The sequence below is a fragment of the Binatus sp. (SeqCode) genome (assembly GCF_049584895.1).
GTDB lineage: Bacteria > Desulfobacterota > Binatia > Binatales > Binataceae > Binatus.
Genome location: NZ_JBAUYR010000057.1, coordinates 77966 through 95313 on the forward strand (window position 1 = coordinate 77966; position 17348 = coordinate 95313).

Consider the following 17348-nt stretch of genomic DNA (forward strand, 5'->3'; position numbering starts at 1 on the left):
AATCGGGATCATCAAATTGCCGCTTCGTAAAGATCTGAAATCTGTTTTGCTGATTGGCTCGGGACCGATCGTCATCGGGCAGGCGTGCGAGTTCGATTACTCGGGCACGCAGGCAGTGAAGGCGTTGCGCGAGGAAGGGCTGCGGCTGATTCTCGTCAACTCGAATCCGGCAACCATCATGACCGACCCGGAACTTGCCGATCGCACCTATATTGAGCCGATGACGGTGGCGGTCCTGACCAAGATCATAGAGCGCGAGCGTCCTGACGCGCTGCTACCGACGGTTGGCGGGCAGACCGCGCTGAATCTGGCGATCGAACTGGCGGAAGCGGGAGTTCTCGACCGGTACAATTGCGAACTGATCGGCGCGAAGCTCGAGGCGATCAAGAAGGCCGAAGATCGCGAGCTGTTTAAGAATGCGATGCTGAAAATCGGGCTCGAGGTGCCGCGATCCGCCATCGCGCGCTCATGGCAAGACGCCGAGCGGGTGCTGGACGAGCTTGGATTGCCGGTGATTATCAGGCCGTCGCGAACGCTCGGCGGGACCGGGGGATCGATCGCGCGCGAGCTGGGCGACTATCGCGCCAAGGTGACGTACGGCCTCGAACAGTCGCCGAATCACGAAGTGCTGATCGAGCAATCAGTCGAGGGATGGAAGGAGTTCGAGCTCGAGGTGATGCGCGACACGGCCGACAACGTTGTAATCATATGCTCGATCGAGAATCTGGATCCGATGGGTGTGCATACGGGCGATTCGATTACCGTTGCGCCCGCGCAGACGCTGACTGACAAGGAATATCAGCTGATGCGCGACGCGGCGATTCGGATCATTCGCGAGATAGGTGTCGATACGGGAGGTTCGAATATCCAGTTCGCGATCGAGCCCTCGACGGGGCGGATGGTCGTGATCGAGATGAATCCGCGGGTGTCGCGGAGCTCGGCGCTGGCGTCGAAGGCGACCGGCTTTCCGATCGCCAAGATTGCGGCGCGGCTGGCGGTCGGTTACCGGCTCGACGAGATTCCCAACGACATCACGCGCATGACGCCGTCGTGCTTCGAGCCGACGATCGACTATGTAGTAACCAAGATTCCGCGCTTCGCGTTCGAGAAATTCCGCGGCGCGGCCGATGAGCTGGGGCCTCAGATGAAATCGGTCGGCGAGGCGATGGCGATAGGCCGCACCTTCAAGGAATCGTTGCAAAAGGCGCTGCGCTCGCTGGAGATTGGATCGCATGGGCTGGAAAGTGGGCTCGCAGAGCCGTCGAGCGCTCACGCACTTGCGGAGATTCGGGCTCAAGTCGCGATGCCGAGCAGCCATCGGTTGTATCATCTGGCGGATGCGTTGCGCCTCGGAATCACGCGCGCGGAAGTTTTCCAACTTAGCAAGATCGATCCGTGGTTTATCGACGCGGTCGCGGAGCTGGTTGTGGAAGAAAAACGGATCGCACGCGAGCCGCTGGGCCAGGCGTATTTCCGGGAGTTCAAGCCGATGGGATTTTCCGATCGCCGAATCGCGGAACTGCGCGGAATCGATGAGGCCGCGGTGGCGTCGGCGCGGCGCGATGCAGGCGTGATGCCCGTCTACAAATCGGTGGACACCTGTGGCGCCGAATTCGAAGCGTTCACGCCGTATCTCTATTCGACCTACGAAGGCGAGGACGAGGCGCCGCCGACTGCCCGCAAGAAAGTGATCATCCTTGGCGGCGGCCCGAACCGGATCGGCCAGGGGATTGAGTTCGACTACTGCTGCGTGCACGCGAGCATGGCGCTGAAAGACGCCGGCTTCGAAACGATCATGGTGAATTGTAATCCCGAAACCGTGTCGACCGACTACGACATCTCGGATCGGCTGTACTTCGAGCCGCTGACGTTCGAGGACGTGATGGCGATCGCCGAGCGCGAGCGGCCGGTCGGCGTGATCGTGCAGTTCGGCGGGCAGACGCCGCTCAAGCTCGCGGTACCGTTGGCTCGCGCGGGAGTGCCGATATTGGGGACGACGCCCGACGCGATCGATCGCGCGGAAGATCGTGAGCGTTTCAATCTGATGGTCGCGAAGTTGGGGCTCAAGCAGCCCGAAGGTGTTCTGGCGCGCGGGCTCGACGATGCGATCGCGGGCGCCTCCAAGGTCGGGTACCCGGTGCTGATACGGCCGTCATACGTGCTCGGCGGGCGCGCGATGGAAGTCATTCCGAACGAAGAAGAACTACGGCGATACGTGACGCAGGCTCTGCAAGCCTCCGAGCGTCATCCGCTGTTGATCGATCGTTACCTCCAGGGCGCGATCGAAGTGGACGTGGACGCGATCTCCGACGGCGAAACCGTCGTGGTCGGGGGTATAATGGAGCACGTCGAGCACGCAGGGATACATTCGGGTGATAGCGCATGCGCGATTCCGCCAACGACGCTGAGCAGTGCGCTGCAGCAGGAGCTCATCAAGCAGACCAAGATGCTGGCGCGCGAACTTGGGGTGATCGGGCTGATCAATATCCAGTATGCGATTTATCGCGGCGAAGTTTATATCCTCGAAGTGAATCCGCGCGCGTCGCGGACCATTCCGTTCGTCAGCAAGGCGATCGGGGTGCCATTGGCGAAGTATGCGGCACTGGTGATGGCGGGGAAGAAGCTCAGCGCGATCGGATTCACTACAGAACGCGTGCCGGCCCACGTCGCGGTCAAGGAGTCGGTCTTCCCGTTTGGGCGATTCCCCGGCGTTGATACGATCCTTGGACCCGAGATGAAATCGACCGGCGAGGTGATGGGAATCGACACGACCTTCGCGATGGCGTTTGCGAAGGCGTCATTGGCGGCGTCGTCGAATCTGCCGGATGCGGGTCTCGTGTTTATCAGCGTCCGCGACGAGGACAAACCACAGCTCGAGCCGATTGCGCGCGGGCTGGTTGCGATGGGATTCGATCTGATAGCAACGCGCGGCACCGCAACTCACATTCGGAATCTCGGGCTCAGATGCGAAGGCGTCAACAAGGTGCTCGACGGCAGCCCGCATATCGTGGATGCGATGAAGGAGGGGCGGGTCGCGATGGTCGTCAATACTCCCGATGCGAGCGGCACGAAAGATTCGTTCTCGATTCGGCGCACGGCGTTGGAGTTGCGGCTGCCGTATTTCACGACGATGGCTGGGGCGAAGGCCGCGGTTGAGGGGATCTACGCGCTGAAGCATGAGAAGTTCGAGGTCCGCGCGCTCCAGGATTATCATCGACAGCCTAACTCCTAACCCCTTCCCTCGAGGCAAGGGGAAGAATTGCGCCTGAATAACCGCGTTGAGCTCAGAACCCTCACCTAACCTCTCCCGCAAAATCGCGGGCGAGGGATCGGAAAATAGCGGGGTTCGGATTTCGATTGACAGTCCGGTCGCTTCGATGCCGGGGATTGGGCCTAAGCGCGCGATGGCTCTGGAAGCGCGTGGGATTGCTTCCGCAGGCGATGTTATTTTTCATTTGCCGGTTCGTTATCAGGATTGGCGCGAGCGATCGTCTGCGAAAGATCTGCGAGCTGGGAATATCGTCGTCGTTGAAGGCGAGCTTGGGAAAATTTCCGAGCGGCCGATGCGCGGTTCGCGATGGCGACGGCTTGCTTCGGGATGGCTCGATGTGGGCGGGTGGAAGATACGCGTGGTGTGGTTCAACTTGCCGGCTTACATGCGCGGCTATTTGCCGGGCGGCGAGCGCGTTTTGGTGCGAGGGCGAGTTGCCGCGGATGCGGACGGCGGTATTGAAATCGTGCAACCTGAGTTGCATCGGCTGTCGGACGGCGAGCCAAAAGGAATTCGACCCGTCTACCGTCTCCCTTCGATTGTTGGGCAGAGGCTTTTCGCTGCACTGGTCACGCGTGCTCTCGTCGAGGCAGGCGATTCGATTCGTGGAGCGATCCCCGACGAATTGCGCGGTGAGGTACCGAGCGTTCGCGATGCGCTGAGTTATCTTCACGATCCTCCGACCGATGCTGACTTTGACGCGTTGGCGAACGGCGACTCGCGCGGGCATCGCGCGCTCGCATTCGATGAGCTGTTCGCTTTCGAGATCGCACTTTCGATTGAGCGGCTCCGCAGCGCGCGACGTGTCGGGATTGCGCTCGATGGCTCGCCGAGCCTCGGAGCGAAGATGATCGAGCAACTGCCGTTTGCGCTGACTGGATCGCAGTCGCGCGCGATCGAGGAAATCGGCGCCGATCTTGCGCGGCCTAACCAGATGAACCGAATGCTGATGGGCGACGTCGGCAGCGGCAAGACGCTGGTGGCGTTCTGGGCGATGATTCGCGCCATCGAATCTGGGCATCAGGCCGCCATGATGGCGCCGACTGAACTGCTCGCCGAGCAGCATTGGCGCGGCTTCGCGCGCTTCTGCGGGCGGCTCGGCGTACGTCACGCGCTGCTCACCGGGAGCGTGACGGGTGCGGCACGCAATCAGGTTTTGCGCGGACTCGCCAGCGGCGAAATCGGTGCGGTCTTCGGAACGCATGCGTTGATACAGGAGCGCGTGCGAATACATGGACTCGCGCTCGGGGTGATCGACGAGCAGCATCGCTTCGGCGTGTTCGATCGGGCGAAGATGAAAGCATTGGGGCCGAAGGCGAATCTCTTGATGATGACGGCGACGCCGATCCCGCGGAGCCTGGCGATGAGCCTGTTTGCCAATCTCGACGTTTCATTTCTCGACGAGCTGCCGCCGGGACGGACGCCGATCGCGACCGAGATCTATACCGAGCAGGATATCGAGCGCGTGCATGACAGTTTGCGCGCCGAGATCGGAGGCGGCGGACGCGCGTATTACGTCGTACCTTTTATCGAGGGCGACGAAGATGAGGCCAAGTCGGTGTCGGCTACTGCGGCGCGCCTCAAAAAGGGAGCGTTGCGCGGGGCGAGAATCGGCACGATGCACGGCAGGATGAGTGCGGCGGAAAAGGATTACGCGATGCGTGAATTCCGCGATGGTGCGATCGACGCCCTGGTCTGCACGACAGTAGTCGAAGTAGGAATCGACGTGCCGGAGGCGACGATAATCGTGATCGTCGCAGCGGAGCGCTACGGCCTCGCGCAGTTGCATCAGCTGCGCGGCAGGGTTGGGCGCGGTGAGAGGGCCTCGCGATGCTGTATCGTGGCGTCGAGCGATGCGGATGACGTTGCGCTCGAACGCCTTGCGACGATGCGCGAATGTACGACGGGTGCTGCGGTGGCGGAGGCCGACTTGCGGCTGCGAGGCCCGGGCGATCTGCTCGGCGCGCGTCAGACGGGAGCGCTACCGCTGAAATTCGTGCATCTGATCCGCGACCATCGCACGATCGAACGTGCGCGCAAGCTGGCTGACGAATGGATTGCGCGCGATCCGTCGCTGTCGAGCCGGGAATCGGAGGGCGCGCGCGCAGCGGTCAGAAAAATGCTGGCGCTGGGATTCAGCCTCGGCGACGTGGGGTAGGGCGCCAGCTCTACTGGAGCAGGGAATTTCCCGACGGCTCGATGCGCGCGGTGACGCCGCCGGTTTCGATCGCGCTCGCGTTCCAGATTGCGGGCGCTAGAGTTTCGAAATAGTCAGCGCCATCGCCGATTACCACCAGCACCGCGTTCGAGCGCGCATCGATGCGATGCGGCGTGGAATCGCCGAGCAGACGATCGAGCAGAGTCTCGTAGACGACGGCGAAATGGCTGGCAGTCTGCGCGTCGCTGAACGCGAGCATCCAGATCACGTTTACGGCGTGGCCCTCCTGCAGAATGATCATGCGATCGGCAATCCATCGCGAGGCGAGGCCGAGCTCGTTCGACTGCTTGCCGAGATTACGCTCGAGGATGACGCGCAGGAACAACTCGCCGTAAGTATCGTCGTCAGCTTTTTTCCATCCGCTCATGATGCGGTCGTAGCCCGCGAGCTCGATTCGAGGCGCCGGCGCGTTGCTGTCGAAGTAGAGCGACGGATGCAGAATCTGGTGACTGGACTGCGGCGGATTGCGGTAGAGCGCGTCCACCGCAGACCATCCGCCGCGCCGATAGGCTTCGGCCACGAAACGGACGCCTTCGGAATACTGGAAGAGAAGCGGAGCGCTGAGACCTTCGGGAGTGTGGGGCGCCTCGGCTGCCAGAGCCTGCGGCAGCTGTTTGAGATTATTTGTAAGCGCGTCCGCCGTGCTGTCATCCATGCGGCCCATCGCATAGGCGAAGCCCGCGATGGTCGCGTCGCCCTCGGCCACGCACTTGAGCGCGAGGCCCCGATCATCGTCGTTCTTAACCTTGTCGAGACTCGTTTCGAGATCAAAATTTTGATCCTGCAGCGCATGCGTCAGTTCATGCGCAAGCAGCATCTCGCCGACGACGTCGCGCTGAATCACAAACTGAGCAGCGCTGTTCCAGATACCGAGATCGTCGCCGCCTTCGACGAGCACCATTTCCTTGCCATGCGGATCGTAAAAGCCGGCAACCTGGCTCTTGAGCAACTTGAGCGAGGCGGCCTTGAGATCGAGCCCGGCAGGAAAGAGACCGGTGAGGGCTCCGGCCACCGCGTCGGCCTCGAGCTGGTTGTCGGTGTAGTCGCGCATCAGGTCCGCTTCCATCATAGATTCGGCTTCGTCAGGCGTTTTCACGACGAGCGGAACCGGCCGCTTGAATCGAAGCTGGCGAATATCCTGGATGCCTGACTCGATTTTTGCTGCTTGCTGCGAATTGACGCGGTCGCCGTTGACCAGTGAGTAGGAGCATCCGCGCAGAAGAATCAGAGCGGCGACAGCGCAGATTGGCCACCAGAGCCGTCGTGCGGAACAAATGCCTCGGCTCGTCATTCGGTGATAATTACGGCGGGGAATCCAAATCTGGCCGTGTCGGACGCGCGCGCCTCGGCGGCAGAGCGGGTCGCAAACGCGCCCATACGTACACGGTAATAGCGACGATGGTCGGCATCAAGCTGATCGATGTGCACGTCGGGGTAGTACGCGGCCAGCTTATTTCGCAGCTGCTCGGCGTTCTGTTGCTCGGAAAATGAACCGGCCTGGACGACGTAGCGCAACGGCGCGCCGACGTCGCGAGTCCCGGCGGGCTTGCTGATGAGTGAGATGCGCACGCGCGCAGTGCCCGGATCTAGCATCCCGATCACGCGCGCAGCCTTGTGCGAAAGATCGATCTTGCGGCCCTTCATGAACGGGCCGCGGTCGGTGATGGTCACTTCGACGGAACGGCCGTTGTCGAGATTCGTGACCATCACACGGCTGCCCAGGGGGAAATCGATCGACGCCGCCGTGAGATCTTCTTGATCGTAATACGCGCCGGCCGAGGTTTTGTGACCGTGGAAACCCGGCCCGTACCACGACGCCATGCCGACTACCTGCGGCGCCGGCTGAGGTGCTGCAATTGTGGAAATTGCCGGCGGGAGTTGCGCCTGTCGGGTCGTGGCGCATGCGGCGAAGAGAGCGCTCATCGCAATCGCCGAGAATACTTGCGGAATCCGAATTTCAAACACGTCGACTATGCCATCTCAATTATAGAGAGCACGGCGTCGCCGCATAGAGCCGCAACTGTTCACCGACCTCGAGCGGAGTGCTTCGGGAGCGGTCTGCCGCGTGGTAGCATCTCCGGTGTTGAACGCAACCGCTGGATAAGGGCCGCGATGCTGCGGACGAGGCAGGAGCTGGAGGAAATCGAGGCGCGCGCGCTGGCGCCATATGCGATGGCGTCGCGGGCCAGTCGCGGACGCCGATTTCCCGAACCCGAACATCCGATGCGCACCATGTTTGCGCGCGATCGCGATCGCGTCATTCATTCGGCAGCGTTTCGGCGCCTCGAATACAAGACTCAGGTTTTCGTAAATCACGAGGGCGATTATTACCGCACGCGCCTGACGCATACGCTCGAGGCCGCGCAAATCGCGCGCACCGTGGCGCGGGCGCTCGGCCTCAATGAGGAACTCGCGGAGGCAGTCGCGCTCGCGCATGACCTGGGGCATACGCCGTTCGGCCACGCCGGCGAAAAGGTGCTCAACGAGCTGATGACGCCGCACGGCGGCTTCGATCATAACGCGCAGAGCCTGCGCACTGTCGATTGGATCGAGATTCGCTACCCGAATTTTCGCGGGCTCAATCTGAGCTTCGAGGTGCGCGAGGGAATCGTCAAGCATTCGCATTTCCAGCAACGTCCAGCCGCGCAGGAATTCGACGCGAGCACGTATCCATGCCTGGAAGCGCAAATCGTCGATCTGGCGGATGAGATTGCGTACCTGGCCCACGACGTCGACGACGGCTTGAAGGCGCAGATGCTTAGCGTCGAGGAGCTCAACGCTTCCGCGCTTTTCAGAGAGTCCGCGGCGGCGGCGCGCGATGCGTCTCCGTCGGCCGAGATGCGCGTTCTTCGCTACCAGACCGTCATCAGGATGATCGACGCGATGTCGACCGACCTGATGAGCAATCTCGCGGATGAGCTGGAGCGCCACAAAATCCGCAGCGTCGAGGACGTGCGCAAAGCGGGCAGGGTGCTCACGTCGTTTGGCTCCGCGATGGGCGTGAAGGTCGACGAGATCAAGAATGTGATGCGCGATCGGCTGTATCGGCACTACCGCGTCAGCCGGATGACCGAAAAAGCGGGCAGGGTGCTCGCGGCCTTGTTCGAAACGTACATGACCGAGCCGCGCCAGATGCCGGAGCATGTGGTGGCGCGCGCGGAGCGATACGGTGAGCCGATTTCGCGGGCGGTCGCGGATTATATCGCAGGCATGACCGACCGTTTCGCACTCGACGAGTATCGCAAACTCTTCGATCCCAATGAGCGCGTCTGACAAGCAGGCGCCACCGAGAACCACGCGGTCGCGCGCGCGGCGAACGATTGTGATCCGGCGCGTCGATCACGTCGGCGATCCGGTCGGGCTCGCGTTTCTCGAGTCGCCGGAAACCAACGGCGATGCGGTGCTCGATCGCGTCCGCGAATATCTCGGCCCGAAACTGAAGCTGGTCAAGGCCGAAGTCTCGCACGACGAAATAACGGTGGAAATTGAATTCCGCGGGTGGCCCGAGGAGGGCACGCGGATGGCCTCGGCCGCGCGTGACTTATATGAAAAGGGCGCGAGGCGGTCGGCGCTGTCGATGTATCGTGACGCGCTCGACCTTGACCCGCTGAACGCGGAGGCGATGTTGCGACTCGGCCTGGCTCTTGCAGAGCAGGAAAAATTCGCGGACGCGCTCACAGCGCTTAAGCATGCCCGGGAGTTCGGTGCCGCCGGCGTCGAGCTGCTGGTCGTGATGGGTCAATGCGCTACTGGCTTGGAACGGAGCGCCACGGCGATCGCGTACTATGAAGAAGCATTGAAGCTCGAGCCGCGAAATTTCATCGCGCGCAGCGCATTGCGCGCACTCGGCCACAAACCGGCGACACCTCGCAAACAATCAGGCGCTGTACGGAGCCGTCGCGATTAGCTAGAACTGTGCGGAATTATTGGTCGTCGGTATCCGTCTCTATCTACGTCGAACACAATTACTCTTGAACTGGGGAGCGTTGAAGCATCAATGATTTCAGGCCTTTTTCGGTTTCTAACCATTATTCGTAGTTTACATAATAGTTCTTATGCGAAGCTATGTTGCCGCAAGAAGATGGCGCGGGTTGGCGCATTTCTTCTCCTTGGCGCGATGATCTTGCTGGGATCGCGTGGCGTGCTGCTCGCGCAGGAAGCTGGCGGAGTCTCCCCTCTCGCCGCTCCGATCGCCACCGATCCGGCCAAAGACGCGGCATTGAAGACCTACCTGCAGAAACACTTCAAGATTCCCAGTCCCGATCTGATCAAGCTCGGTCCCGCTTTCAGGACGCCGATCGAAGGACTGTTCGCGCGCCAGCTGATCGTCAGCAATGAACAGGGACAGAACGTTTCGACCAGCCTGTTCTTCGACAAAAATGAGACCAAAGCGATCATCGGGCAATACATCGACACGAGCATGGAGCCGTGGGGACGGACCAATATGGGCGGCGTGACCTTGGACGATCGGCCGACGCAAGGACCGGTGAACGCTCCGGTGACAATCGTTGAGTTCGCCGATTTCGAATGCCCGTTCTGCGCGCATGCGTTCAGTGTGATCGAGACGCTTGTGAACACGACCTACAAGGGCAAGGTGAAGGTGATTTTTAAAGCCTATCCGCTGAATGTGCATCCGTGGGCGATGAAAGCCGCGGAGGCGGCCGAGTGCGCGCGGATGCAGAACCCGGCGGCGTTCTGGGACTTCGCGCGCTACTTCTACACCAACCAGGGATCGATCAACGCGAAGAATATTCAGGACAACGTCGACAAGCTGGCGAAGTCGCAGAAGCTCGACGCGCCTTCACTGAAGGCATGCATGGACAGCCCGCAGACCGAAGCTCGCATCAAGCAGGATCAGGCCGACGGTAACTCGATTCACGTTTCGTCGACGCCGACCTTCTTCGTCAACGGAATTCCGGTGGTGGGATTGCCGGACGGGAAAATCCTGGACTTCGTGATCGAGTCGGAGCTCTCGGGGAAATCGCCGTCGTCGTCCGCGACGAATGAATAAGAGCTAGCCGCGAGCCGGCGCCCTCCCCTGACGCCGGCGATTCCCTGAATGCTCAGCCGCTTTGACGTCCAGGGGTGCATGAATGCGCGAACACCGGTGGCTCCTCTTCGGGTTGCGCCCGGAGCCCTTTCTGCAACAGGCGAAGCGCCGTCGCTGGATCGTCGGCAAAGCTGAATAGTTTGAGATCCTCGGGACTGATCGTGCCGTGCCGCACCAGCGCGTCGAAGTTGATGATCTCCTTCCAGTATTGCGAGCCGTAGAGAAGCACCGTGATCGGTCGATCCAGTTTTTGCGTTTGCTGCAGTGTCAGTATCTCCATCATTTCGTCGAGCGTGCCGAAGCCTCCGGGAAAAACCACCAGCGCCCGCGCGAGGTGCGCGAACCACAACTTGCGCATGAAAAAATAGTGAAACTCAAAAGATAGACCGCGCGTGATGAACGGATTGGGCCGCTGCTCGTGCGGCAATCCGATGTTCAGGCCTATCGTCCGTCCGCCCGCTTCGGACGCGCCGCGATTGGCCGCCTCCATGATGCCGGGGCCGCCTCCCGAGCAGACTACGTACCGATGAACCTTGGAGTGAAGGTTCTTTGACCAGATCGTAATCTGTCGCGCCAGCTCGCGCGCGTCCTGGTAATAGCGTCCGAGCGGACCCTCCGGAGTAATTCTCGCAGAGCCGAAAAATACGATTGTCTCGTGTACCTGCTCGCGGCAGAAAATCCGAAGCGGCTGCAGATATTCCGCAAGGATCCGCATCGGACGGGCTTCATCGCTATCGAGAAATTTCTCGTCTTTGTAAGCGAGCGGAGGACTGGTCGGGGGCGGACTGACCGGTGAATCCGATTTGCGGGCCTTCATGATTTTCGGATCCCCGCGAAATCAACGAAGCCGCGCTCGACGTCGGTGTCGACCAGCTCGACGGTGACATGGTCTCCCACATCGAAGCCCTCGTATCCTCGCATCACTCTTCCTTCCGCCGCCGGATGGTCTATTCGCACCCAGGTCCCTTTCGGCGAAGCTCCGGTGACAATCCCGTCGAACCGCTCGCCAACGCGCGACTCGAGCAACAGCGCAGCCGCCGACTTCCGCACTTGCCGCTCCACCTTGCTCGCGTTGTCCTCCTGGTCCGTGCAGTGTCCGGCCAAATCGTTAAGCTCGTCGGAGCTGTACGGACTCGGCATCCCGGAGAGCGCTGCCTTCAACAGTCGCTGCGTGATCAGGTCGGGAAAACGCCGGTTAGGCGCGGTCGAATGGGTGTAATCGTTGACCGCAAGTCCAAAGTGTCCGGCCACTGGCTGGCCGGGAAAGTCGACCACATATTCGCCGCGCCCCAGCAGCTTGACCACCGAAAGTGACAGGTCTGGAAAGTGCACCGGGTCCGCCTGTCGTCGCTCTTCGAGGAACTGCTGCAGCGCGGTGGAATCGGGATTCGGTGGAAGACGTCCGCCTTCATCTTTTGCCAGATCCACAATTCTCGCCCAGCGCTCGGGCGAGCGCAGAACCCGGCGCAGGGCTGGAAAACCCCTCCGCTCGAGGTATCGCGCCGTCACCCCGTTGGCCCCAATCATGAAATCTTCGATTAACTGGGTAGCGCGATTCTTCTGGTCGGCTTGCAGATCGGTCAGCGAATCGCCGTCGAACACCGGCCGCGCCTCAATCGTCTCGAGCGTCAGCGCGCCATTCTGATGCCGCCGCTTTTTCATCGCCTGCGCGACACGATCTTGTAAGCGGAGATTCTGGTCAAGGCCAGGAACCCCGGAGATCGGCGCCGGCTCGGGCCCTGCCCCATCCAGCCACGCCGCGACACTGTTGTAAGCGAGCTTCGCGCGATTCGTCACGGTAGCGCGGTAGATATCCGACTTCCCAACGTCGCCGTCGGCGCTGACCTCAAACTCGATCACGATCGCCAGGCGGTCCTTGCGATCCGCCAGCGACGTCAGATCGGTCGAGAGCTTCTCCGGCAGCATCGGGAAAATTTCTGCCGCCGTATAAACCGAGGTAGTGTTGGTCCGCGCGTGATCGTCGATCGCGGATTGCTTTCCAACGATCGCATCGACATCCGCGATCGCGACAAGAATCTTTACCGCGCCGTCAGGCAGCTGCTCGGCGACCGTAAGCTGATCGAGGTCGAGTGAGTCGTCGTTATCGATCGAGGCCCACAGCAGGCTCCGAAGGTCTCGCAGCGAGGCATCCGTCGTGGCGGCCGGCTTCGTGATAGCTCCGATCTCTTCCGTGACCTCGGCGGAAAAATCGGGCAACAGTCCTCGCTCAAGCATCGCACGTCGCGCGATGCTTTGTAGCTGGTTTCTACAGGGCGCACTGGCTTGATTCATCGGCGCATCATAGCCCACCGCGCGCCCCAAAAGTCAAAATTGAGATCCGGACTATAGACAGAAATCTTTCGTCAGGGACTACTCTGATAAGTGAAAGCGAGCACGCGATAGTTTGCGGTGTCGGCGATATAGACATCGCCGCCGGGATCGACGGTAACACCAATCGGCTGACAAAGAGTGGTGGCATCCGCGATAGTTGTATAGACCCCGCCGCCGCAGACGGAAGAAGTGAAGCTGCCTTGCTGGCCGTACACGACGTCGGCGGTGGTATCGCCAGGACTGCCTGGTGTTCCCGGGGTTCCGCCACCTGCGGCAGTGGGATTCAGGTATTCCAATACGCGATTATAATCGACGGCATACAAGTTATTTTGCGAGTCGACCGAAAGTTGTTCGGGCGTGCATAGTTGGTCGGCGGTCGTGCCGCAATTGTTCAGAGTAAAGCTGCCACCGGCATCGAACGCGCGATCCGCGGTAACGTCGCCGGCGCTGCCCGGGACTCCGGGGGTACCAGGCGTCATCGCGAGAGGATTGTCATACTCGAGGAGCCGGCCGTTGCCGGAATCGGATACGTAAACATTTCCGTTTGTGTCGACCGCGACTCCATCCGGGTAACATAGGCTGTCCGCGCTCGGCATCGGATTGGTGGGATCGAAGAGGTTGCATAGTTTCGAGTTGAATTGGGCACCGCTTGGACCTTGTCCAATGACCAACTGCGCATTGAGCGGAATAATCTGCGTACCCGGTGGCTGTCTGGTTTTAGAAGGGGTGCTTAAACCCTCGACCAGCACGACTCGGGAATTGGAATAATCGGTTATCCACAGGTTGCCGCCATGGTCTAGCGCAATCTGTTCGGGTTGGCAGAGAGTATGGGCGCTTGGCTTGCGGCAATCGGACGAAGCAGCTTTGCCATCGACTATATACGCCGGGGGCGCACCGACGCAGGGGAACTTTCCCGCGCACGCGTCAAAAGGATTTGCGAAGCTCATCACGCGGTTGTTGTCGGTATCCGCGACGAACAAGTTTCCTGCGTCGTCAGCAGAGAGTCCTTGGGGCGAGCACATCAACGGCGAACTCCGGTTTGGTTTCTTAGGATGTGCTCTTTCGACGCAATGGGAGGTTCCGGTGCTACATGATGGAGGTCCCAGGAGATGGCAACTCGTCGAGTAGAAATCGGGCTGTCCGAGTACCAGGTCAGCCGGCTGGCCGTTGACGAATCCCTGAGCGCTCGCCCAGCCCAGCACTCGATTTTGATCGGCCACGTATAGATGCCCGCTGGCGTCAGCGATTGTTGCGGATGGGTAGGAAAAGCCTCAGGGCCCTGGAAAGTTCGCATCGCCGTGCGTGAAATCAATCTGTCCCAGTTCGCGGCTGGCGACGGTGGAGACTAGCGGAGTGTCATAGCTGAGGAGCCGGTTGTTCTGCCAATCAGGCACGAATAATCGCCTCTGCTCCGTCCACCGCGGGAAGCAGCGGGCTGCAAAGAGAATTAGCAGCAGGAAGACCGCAAAGGTACGAGCTGAAAGTTTTCTGCCCGTAAACGCGCTGAGCGATCTGCGTACCCTTCAATCGAAGATGATCGAACTCAAGTACGCGGTTCGCATCCGAGATGTAGAGGTTACCGATCGGATCGACCGCAAGCCCCTGAGGTTCGCACAACACGCTCGCGCTCTCGCGCCGCCTTTTGGAGCATTGCGCTGCCGAGGTGAAGCCGTTTTGACCGATCACCAGATCGGCGACCGTATCGCCGGCTCCCGGTTCACCGCTGTCCGGATTAAGCGGCGTATCGTATTTCAGAACCCGAGCGTTATACACGTCCGCGACAAACAGGTCGCCGGCGGGATCCAGGGCCAGTCCGCCAGTCCATCCATCCGGTATGCACAGACTCGACGCGGTAGTGGGTTGTTGCGGATTCGTCGTACACGTCACAAAGCGAGTGAAGCTATTGTTCTGACCAAAAACCAGATCGGCAGTGGTATCACCCCCAGAACCGGGGACGCCGGGAGTACCTCCGCCTGGGGCCTTCGGGTTGAGATACAGCAGAACCCGGTTGTAGCCGGAATCAGTGACAAACAGGTTTCCCTGACCATCAGAGGCCAGCCCGGTAGGGTCGCAGAGGTTGTCGGGAGTTGGCATCGGCTGCCCGTTGGTGCATCCCGTGGAATTGCCGTTGGAACTTGTATTTCCGAAGATGATGCTCGCAGGCTCTCCCGCCGTATATCCGCTGGCGAATGGCGCGTCGTATTCGACCACGCGATTATCGCCGAAATCGCTGACGTAGAGATTACCCGCAGGATCGGTTGCAGCTGCCATCGGCTGGTTCAGCGAACTCGGAGTGATGGTCGGATAAGCCGGTCGATTGCTGTAGAAGTCCGGCTGGCCGATCACGAGGGTCGCGCTGGCGCCATTTAGAAACGAAGCGGCACCGGCGAAGCCAAGAACCCTGTTGTTCCCCTGGTCAACCACGTACAGATTTCCCTGACCGTCCACGGCAGCGCTCGATGGACCATTGAGCGCGTTGGGGCCGCCGAAATTCAAGGTGTTTTGTGTGAAACCGATCTGTCCGAGGACTCGATCCGCAGTTTGATCGGCGGTCGACGCAAATGCGGTTGTAAAGATCGCAACCGTGATCGCAACCACGGCGAATCGAGCGAATGAGCTGTTCACGGAAAACACCCCCCAGGACACACGTCATCAACGGCCCGCGAGCTATAACACTCCCGTTAACTATCAGTCAAAAACGGAAAGGCGCATTCTCTAACTCCAGTTCGTCGGACTGGCGGGCAACCGGACAATGGATTTTGGATTCCGAGCTGGCGAAGAAATCGCCGTCGGCGTCATCTACTAGTGAATAAGAACCTGTTGCGGGCTCGCGCCTGGCGCTGATGGGATCGGCGACGCGTCGGCGGGGGCGCCGAGGAGCGCCAGCGATTCCATTACGTCCTGGCGCTGCTGCGCGAACGGATGGGCATTAAGGAAGCCGCGATACGCGGCGATTGCGCCCTGCTTGTCGCCCGACTTCGCGAGCATCCGCGCGACACCCAGTTCCGCCCTCGTCTGCTCCGGCCCGGGATCGGCAGCCGCTTGCTGATAAGCACCCGCCGCTTTCTTCCAGTCGGCCATTCGCTCGTAGACCACTGCGAGGTTCGTCAGCGCGAGGCTGCGGAACAGCGGGTCGCGTTCTTCCGACAGAAATGCGACGAGCGAATCGCGCGCGTTCGGCAAATCACCGTCGGCGATGTATGCGCTCGCGAGGTAGAAGCGCGCGAGGCGTCCGAGCCGGCGGCCGGGCTCCTCATCGGCGAGCTGCTTGAATTGCGTCTCGGCAAGTTTGTTCTGGCCGGCGTTTAGCGCCGTGATCGCATCGTAGAAGCGCGACGACGCAAGCGTGTCGCGATGGCGCTCGTAATAGTACACGCCAATCACGATCGCGCCGACCACTATGACGATCGCGGCTGAGACAATCATCTGGGTGAGATTGTTGACGAAGAAATCGCGCGCGTTGTCGACGAAGGTCGTGAACTCGTCGGGCGCCCGGAGTTCTTTCTGAGTTAATTTTCGGCGATGAGTCGTCGGCGGCATCGAATGCTCCAGCGGGCGCCGCCCGGCAGAAGACCAGAAGGGTTAGCGCGCACGCGCCCTACATCTTGTATTTGAAATCCTCGGGCGACATCCGCTCGAGGATCTCCGACCATTTGTCGCGCGAGACACCGGCGAGATTCTGATCGGAAGTCTGCTGTTCGCCCTGGGATTCGTGCAGCTCGCTGGAGGCCTCGAGCACTTTCTTGGAAACGTAAATTGGCGACTTGGTGCGCAGCGCCAACGCGATTGCGTCACTCGGCCGCGAATCTATTTCAAGCGCCTTGCCGTCGCGCGTCTTCACCTGGATTCGCGCGAAGTAGGTATTCTCGCGCAGCTCGGTAATCTCGGCCGACTCGACCGTCGCGCCGAACTCGGTCATCAGGTTGCGCAACAGGTCATGCGTCATCGGACGTTGCGGCTTGATCCCTTCGAGCTCGGTCGCCATCGCGGTCGCTTCGAGCGGACCGATCCAGATATGAAGATTGAGCTTGTTGTCGGGATCTTTCAGAACCACGATCGGCATCTTGGTGGACGGATCAAGCGTTATCCCGCCCACAATCATCAGTATAAAATCTTCCCTGTGACCAGCCATAGACGGGCTCTTCAACCGTTTTTCTTCAAGCGCGCGCGGATTCGAGAGAATTTTCCGCACATCACCCCGAGAAAATATCTTGGCCCAAAGCTGGCGCGTGGTCAACCAAGCAAGCTGGGCAGGCGCGAGGATCCAATCCGTCAGCCGGCGACCAAGCGATCGACCACGCGGTATAGCTGGTTGAGATTGCGGCACTCTTCCACCAGATCGCAGTGCGGAGCGTAGCGATCCATCTCGCTGTCGCCGAAGCCCCACGTGTTGCGGCTTTCAGGATTTAACCAGATCACTCTTTTCGCGCGCTGGCGGATTTCACGCAAGCACCAATCGTGCGGAAGATTGTAGTTGT

At 60.5% G+C, this 17348-nt stretch carries 14 protein-coding genes; 5 read left to right on the forward strand and 9 right to left on the reverse strand.

Annotated features, from left to right (window positions below):
- Positions 1–16 precede the first annotated feature (16 nt).
- Positions 17–3232 (forward strand): carbamoyl-phosphate synthase large subunit, encoded by a 3216-nt coding sequence (carB, locus tag WB650_RS11005; RefSeq protein ID WP_423960438.1) that lies wholly within the window; start codon positions 17–19, stop codon positions 3230–3232.
- A 145-nt stretch (positions 3233–3377) separates the two neighbouring features.
- Positions 3378–5429, forward strand: coding sequence for an ATP-dependent DNA helicase RecG (locus WB650_RS11010; RefSeq protein WP_422302296.1), 2052 nt, complete (start codon positions 3378–3380; stop codon positions 5427–5429).
- A gap of 10 nt (positions 5430–5439) precedes the next feature.
- Here WB650_RS11010 and WB650_RS11015 read toward each other — a convergent pair whose 3' ends face one another.
- On the reverse strand, positions 5440–6780 hold the full coding sequence (locus WB650_RS11015) for a hypothetical protein (RefSeq protein WP_423960440.1): 1341 nt from the start codon (positions 6778–6780) through the stop codon (positions 5440–5442).
- Positions 6777–7454, reverse strand: a complete 678-nt coding sequence (locus WB650_RS11020; RefSeq protein WP_422302300.1) for a septal ring lytic transglycosylase RlpA family protein — start codon at positions 7452–7454, stop codon at positions 6777–6779. The genes WB650_RS11015 and WB650_RS11020 overlap by 4 nt, the downstream gene beginning before the upstream one ends.
- A 147-nt stretch (positions 7455–7601) precedes the next feature.
- On the opposite strand from WB650_RS11020, the gene WB650_RS11025 reads away from it, so the two are divergent.
- From WB650_RS11025 to WB650_RS11035, 3 genes are all read left to right on the forward strand, one after another.
- A complete protein-coding gene (locus WB650_RS11025; RefSeq protein WP_423960442.1) occupies positions 7602–8762 on the forward strand; it encodes a deoxyguanosinetriphosphate triphosphohydrolase in 1161 nt (386 codons plus the stop codon).
- Positions 8749–9396, forward strand: coding sequence for a tetratricopeptide repeat protein (locus tag WB650_RS11030; RefSeq protein ID WP_422302304.1), 648 nt, complete (start codon positions 8749–8751; stop codon positions 9394–9396). Before WB650_RS11025 ends, WB650_RS11030 begins: the two co-directional genes overlap by 14 nt.
- Before the next feature lie 174 nt (positions 9397–9570).
- Positions 9571–10500 carry a DsbA family protein gene (locus WB650_RS11035; protein ID WP_422302306.1) on the forward strand — a complete coding sequence of 310 codons (930 nt, stop codon included), beginning with the start codon at positions 9571–9573 and terminating at the stop codon, positions 10498–10500.
- A gap of 52 nt (positions 10501–10552) precedes the next feature.
- On the opposite strand, the gene WB650_RS11040 is transcribed toward WB650_RS11035, so the two are convergent.
- The 7 genes from WB650_RS11040 to WB650_RS11070 form a co-directional block, all read right to left on the reverse strand.
- On the reverse strand, positions 10553–11356 hold the full coding sequence (locus WB650_RS11040) for a TIGR00730 family Rossman fold protein (RefSeq protein ID WP_422302308.1): 804 nt from the start codon (positions 11354–11356) through the stop codon (positions 10553–10555).
- The gene (locus tag WB650_RS11045) at positions 11353–12774 is read right to left on the reverse strand and encodes an RNB domain-containing ribonuclease (protein ID WP_422302310.1); all 1422 of its coding nucleotides are present in this window, start codon (positions 12772–12774) and stop codon (positions 11353–11355) included. The genes WB650_RS11040 and WB650_RS11045 overlap by 4 nt, the downstream gene beginning before the upstream one ends.
- A 128-nt stretch (positions 12775–12902) precedes the next feature.
- A complete protein-coding gene (locus WB650_RS11050) occupies positions 12903–13892 on the reverse strand; it encodes an NHL repeat-containing protein (RefSeq protein WP_423960445.1) in 990 nt (329 codons plus the stop codon).
- A gap of 364 nt (positions 13893–14256) precedes the next feature.
- Entirely contained in the window at positions 14257–15495 is a 1239-nt protein-coding gene (locus WB650_RS11055) for an NHL repeat-containing protein (protein WP_423960447.1), read from the reverse strand.
- A gap of 177 nt (positions 15496–15672) precedes the next feature.
- Positions 15673–16410, reverse strand: coding sequence for a tetratricopeptide repeat protein (locus tag WB650_RS11060; RefSeq protein WP_422304014.1), 738 nt, complete (start codon positions 16408–16410; stop codon positions 15673–15675).
- A gap of 58 nt (positions 16411–16468) precedes the next feature.
- Positions 16469–17002: a bifunctional nuclease family protein gene (locus tag WB650_RS11065; protein ID WP_422297174.1), complete on the reverse strand. Its 534-nt coding sequence runs from the start codon at positions 17000–17002 to the stop codon at positions 16469–16471.
- Between the two features lie 140 nt (positions 17003–17142).
- Positions 17143–17348 (reverse strand): VWA domain-containing protein (locus WB650_RS11070; protein WP_422304015.1); only part of this gene is annotated, 206 nt, incomplete at its 5' end.

Excerpts from the sequence above, each read along its gene's own strand:
- WB650_RS11060 (WP_422304014.1), bottom strand. The coding sequence starts at position 16,410 with ATGCCGCCGACGACTCATCGCCGAAAATTAACTCAGAAAGAACTCCGG.
- WB650_RS11050 (WP_423960445.1), bottom strand. The coding sequence starts at position 13,892 with ATGTGCTCGCCCCAAGGACTCTCTGCTGACGACGCAGGAAACTTGTTC.
- WB650_RS11035 (WP_422302306.1), top strand. The coding sequence starts at position 9,571 with ATGGCGCGGGTTGGCGCATTTCTTCTCCTTGGCGCGATGATCTTGCTG.
- WB650_RS11065 (WP_422297174.1), bottom strand. The coding sequence starts at position 17,002 with ATGGCTGGTCACAGGGAAGATTTTATACTGATGATTGTGGGCGGGATA.
- WB650_RS11045 (WP_422302310.1), bottom strand. The coding sequence starts at position 12,774 with ATGCTTGAGCGAGGACTGTTGCCCGATTTTTCCGCCGAGGTCACGGAA.
- WB650_RS11010 (WP_422302296.1), top strand. The coding sequence starts at position 3,378 with ATGCCGGGGATTGGGCCTAAGCGCGCGATGGCTCTGGAAGCGCGTGGG.
- WB650_RS11015 (WP_423960440.1), bottom strand. The coding sequence starts at position 6,780 with ATGACGAGCCGAGGCATTTGTTCCGCACGACGGCTCTGGTGGCCAATC.
- WB650_RS11030 (WP_422302304.1), top strand. The coding sequence starts at position 8,749 with ATGAGCGCGTCTGACAAGCAGGCGCCACCGAGAACCACGCGGTCGCGC.
- WB650_RS11025 (WP_423960442.1), top strand. The coding sequence starts at position 7,602 with ATGCTGCGGACGAGGCAGGAGCTGGAGGAAATCGAGGCGCGCGCGCTG.
- WB650_RS11040 (WP_422302308.1), bottom strand. The coding sequence starts at position 11,356 with ATGAAGGCCCGCAAATCGGATTCACCGGTCAGTCCGCCCCCGACCAGT.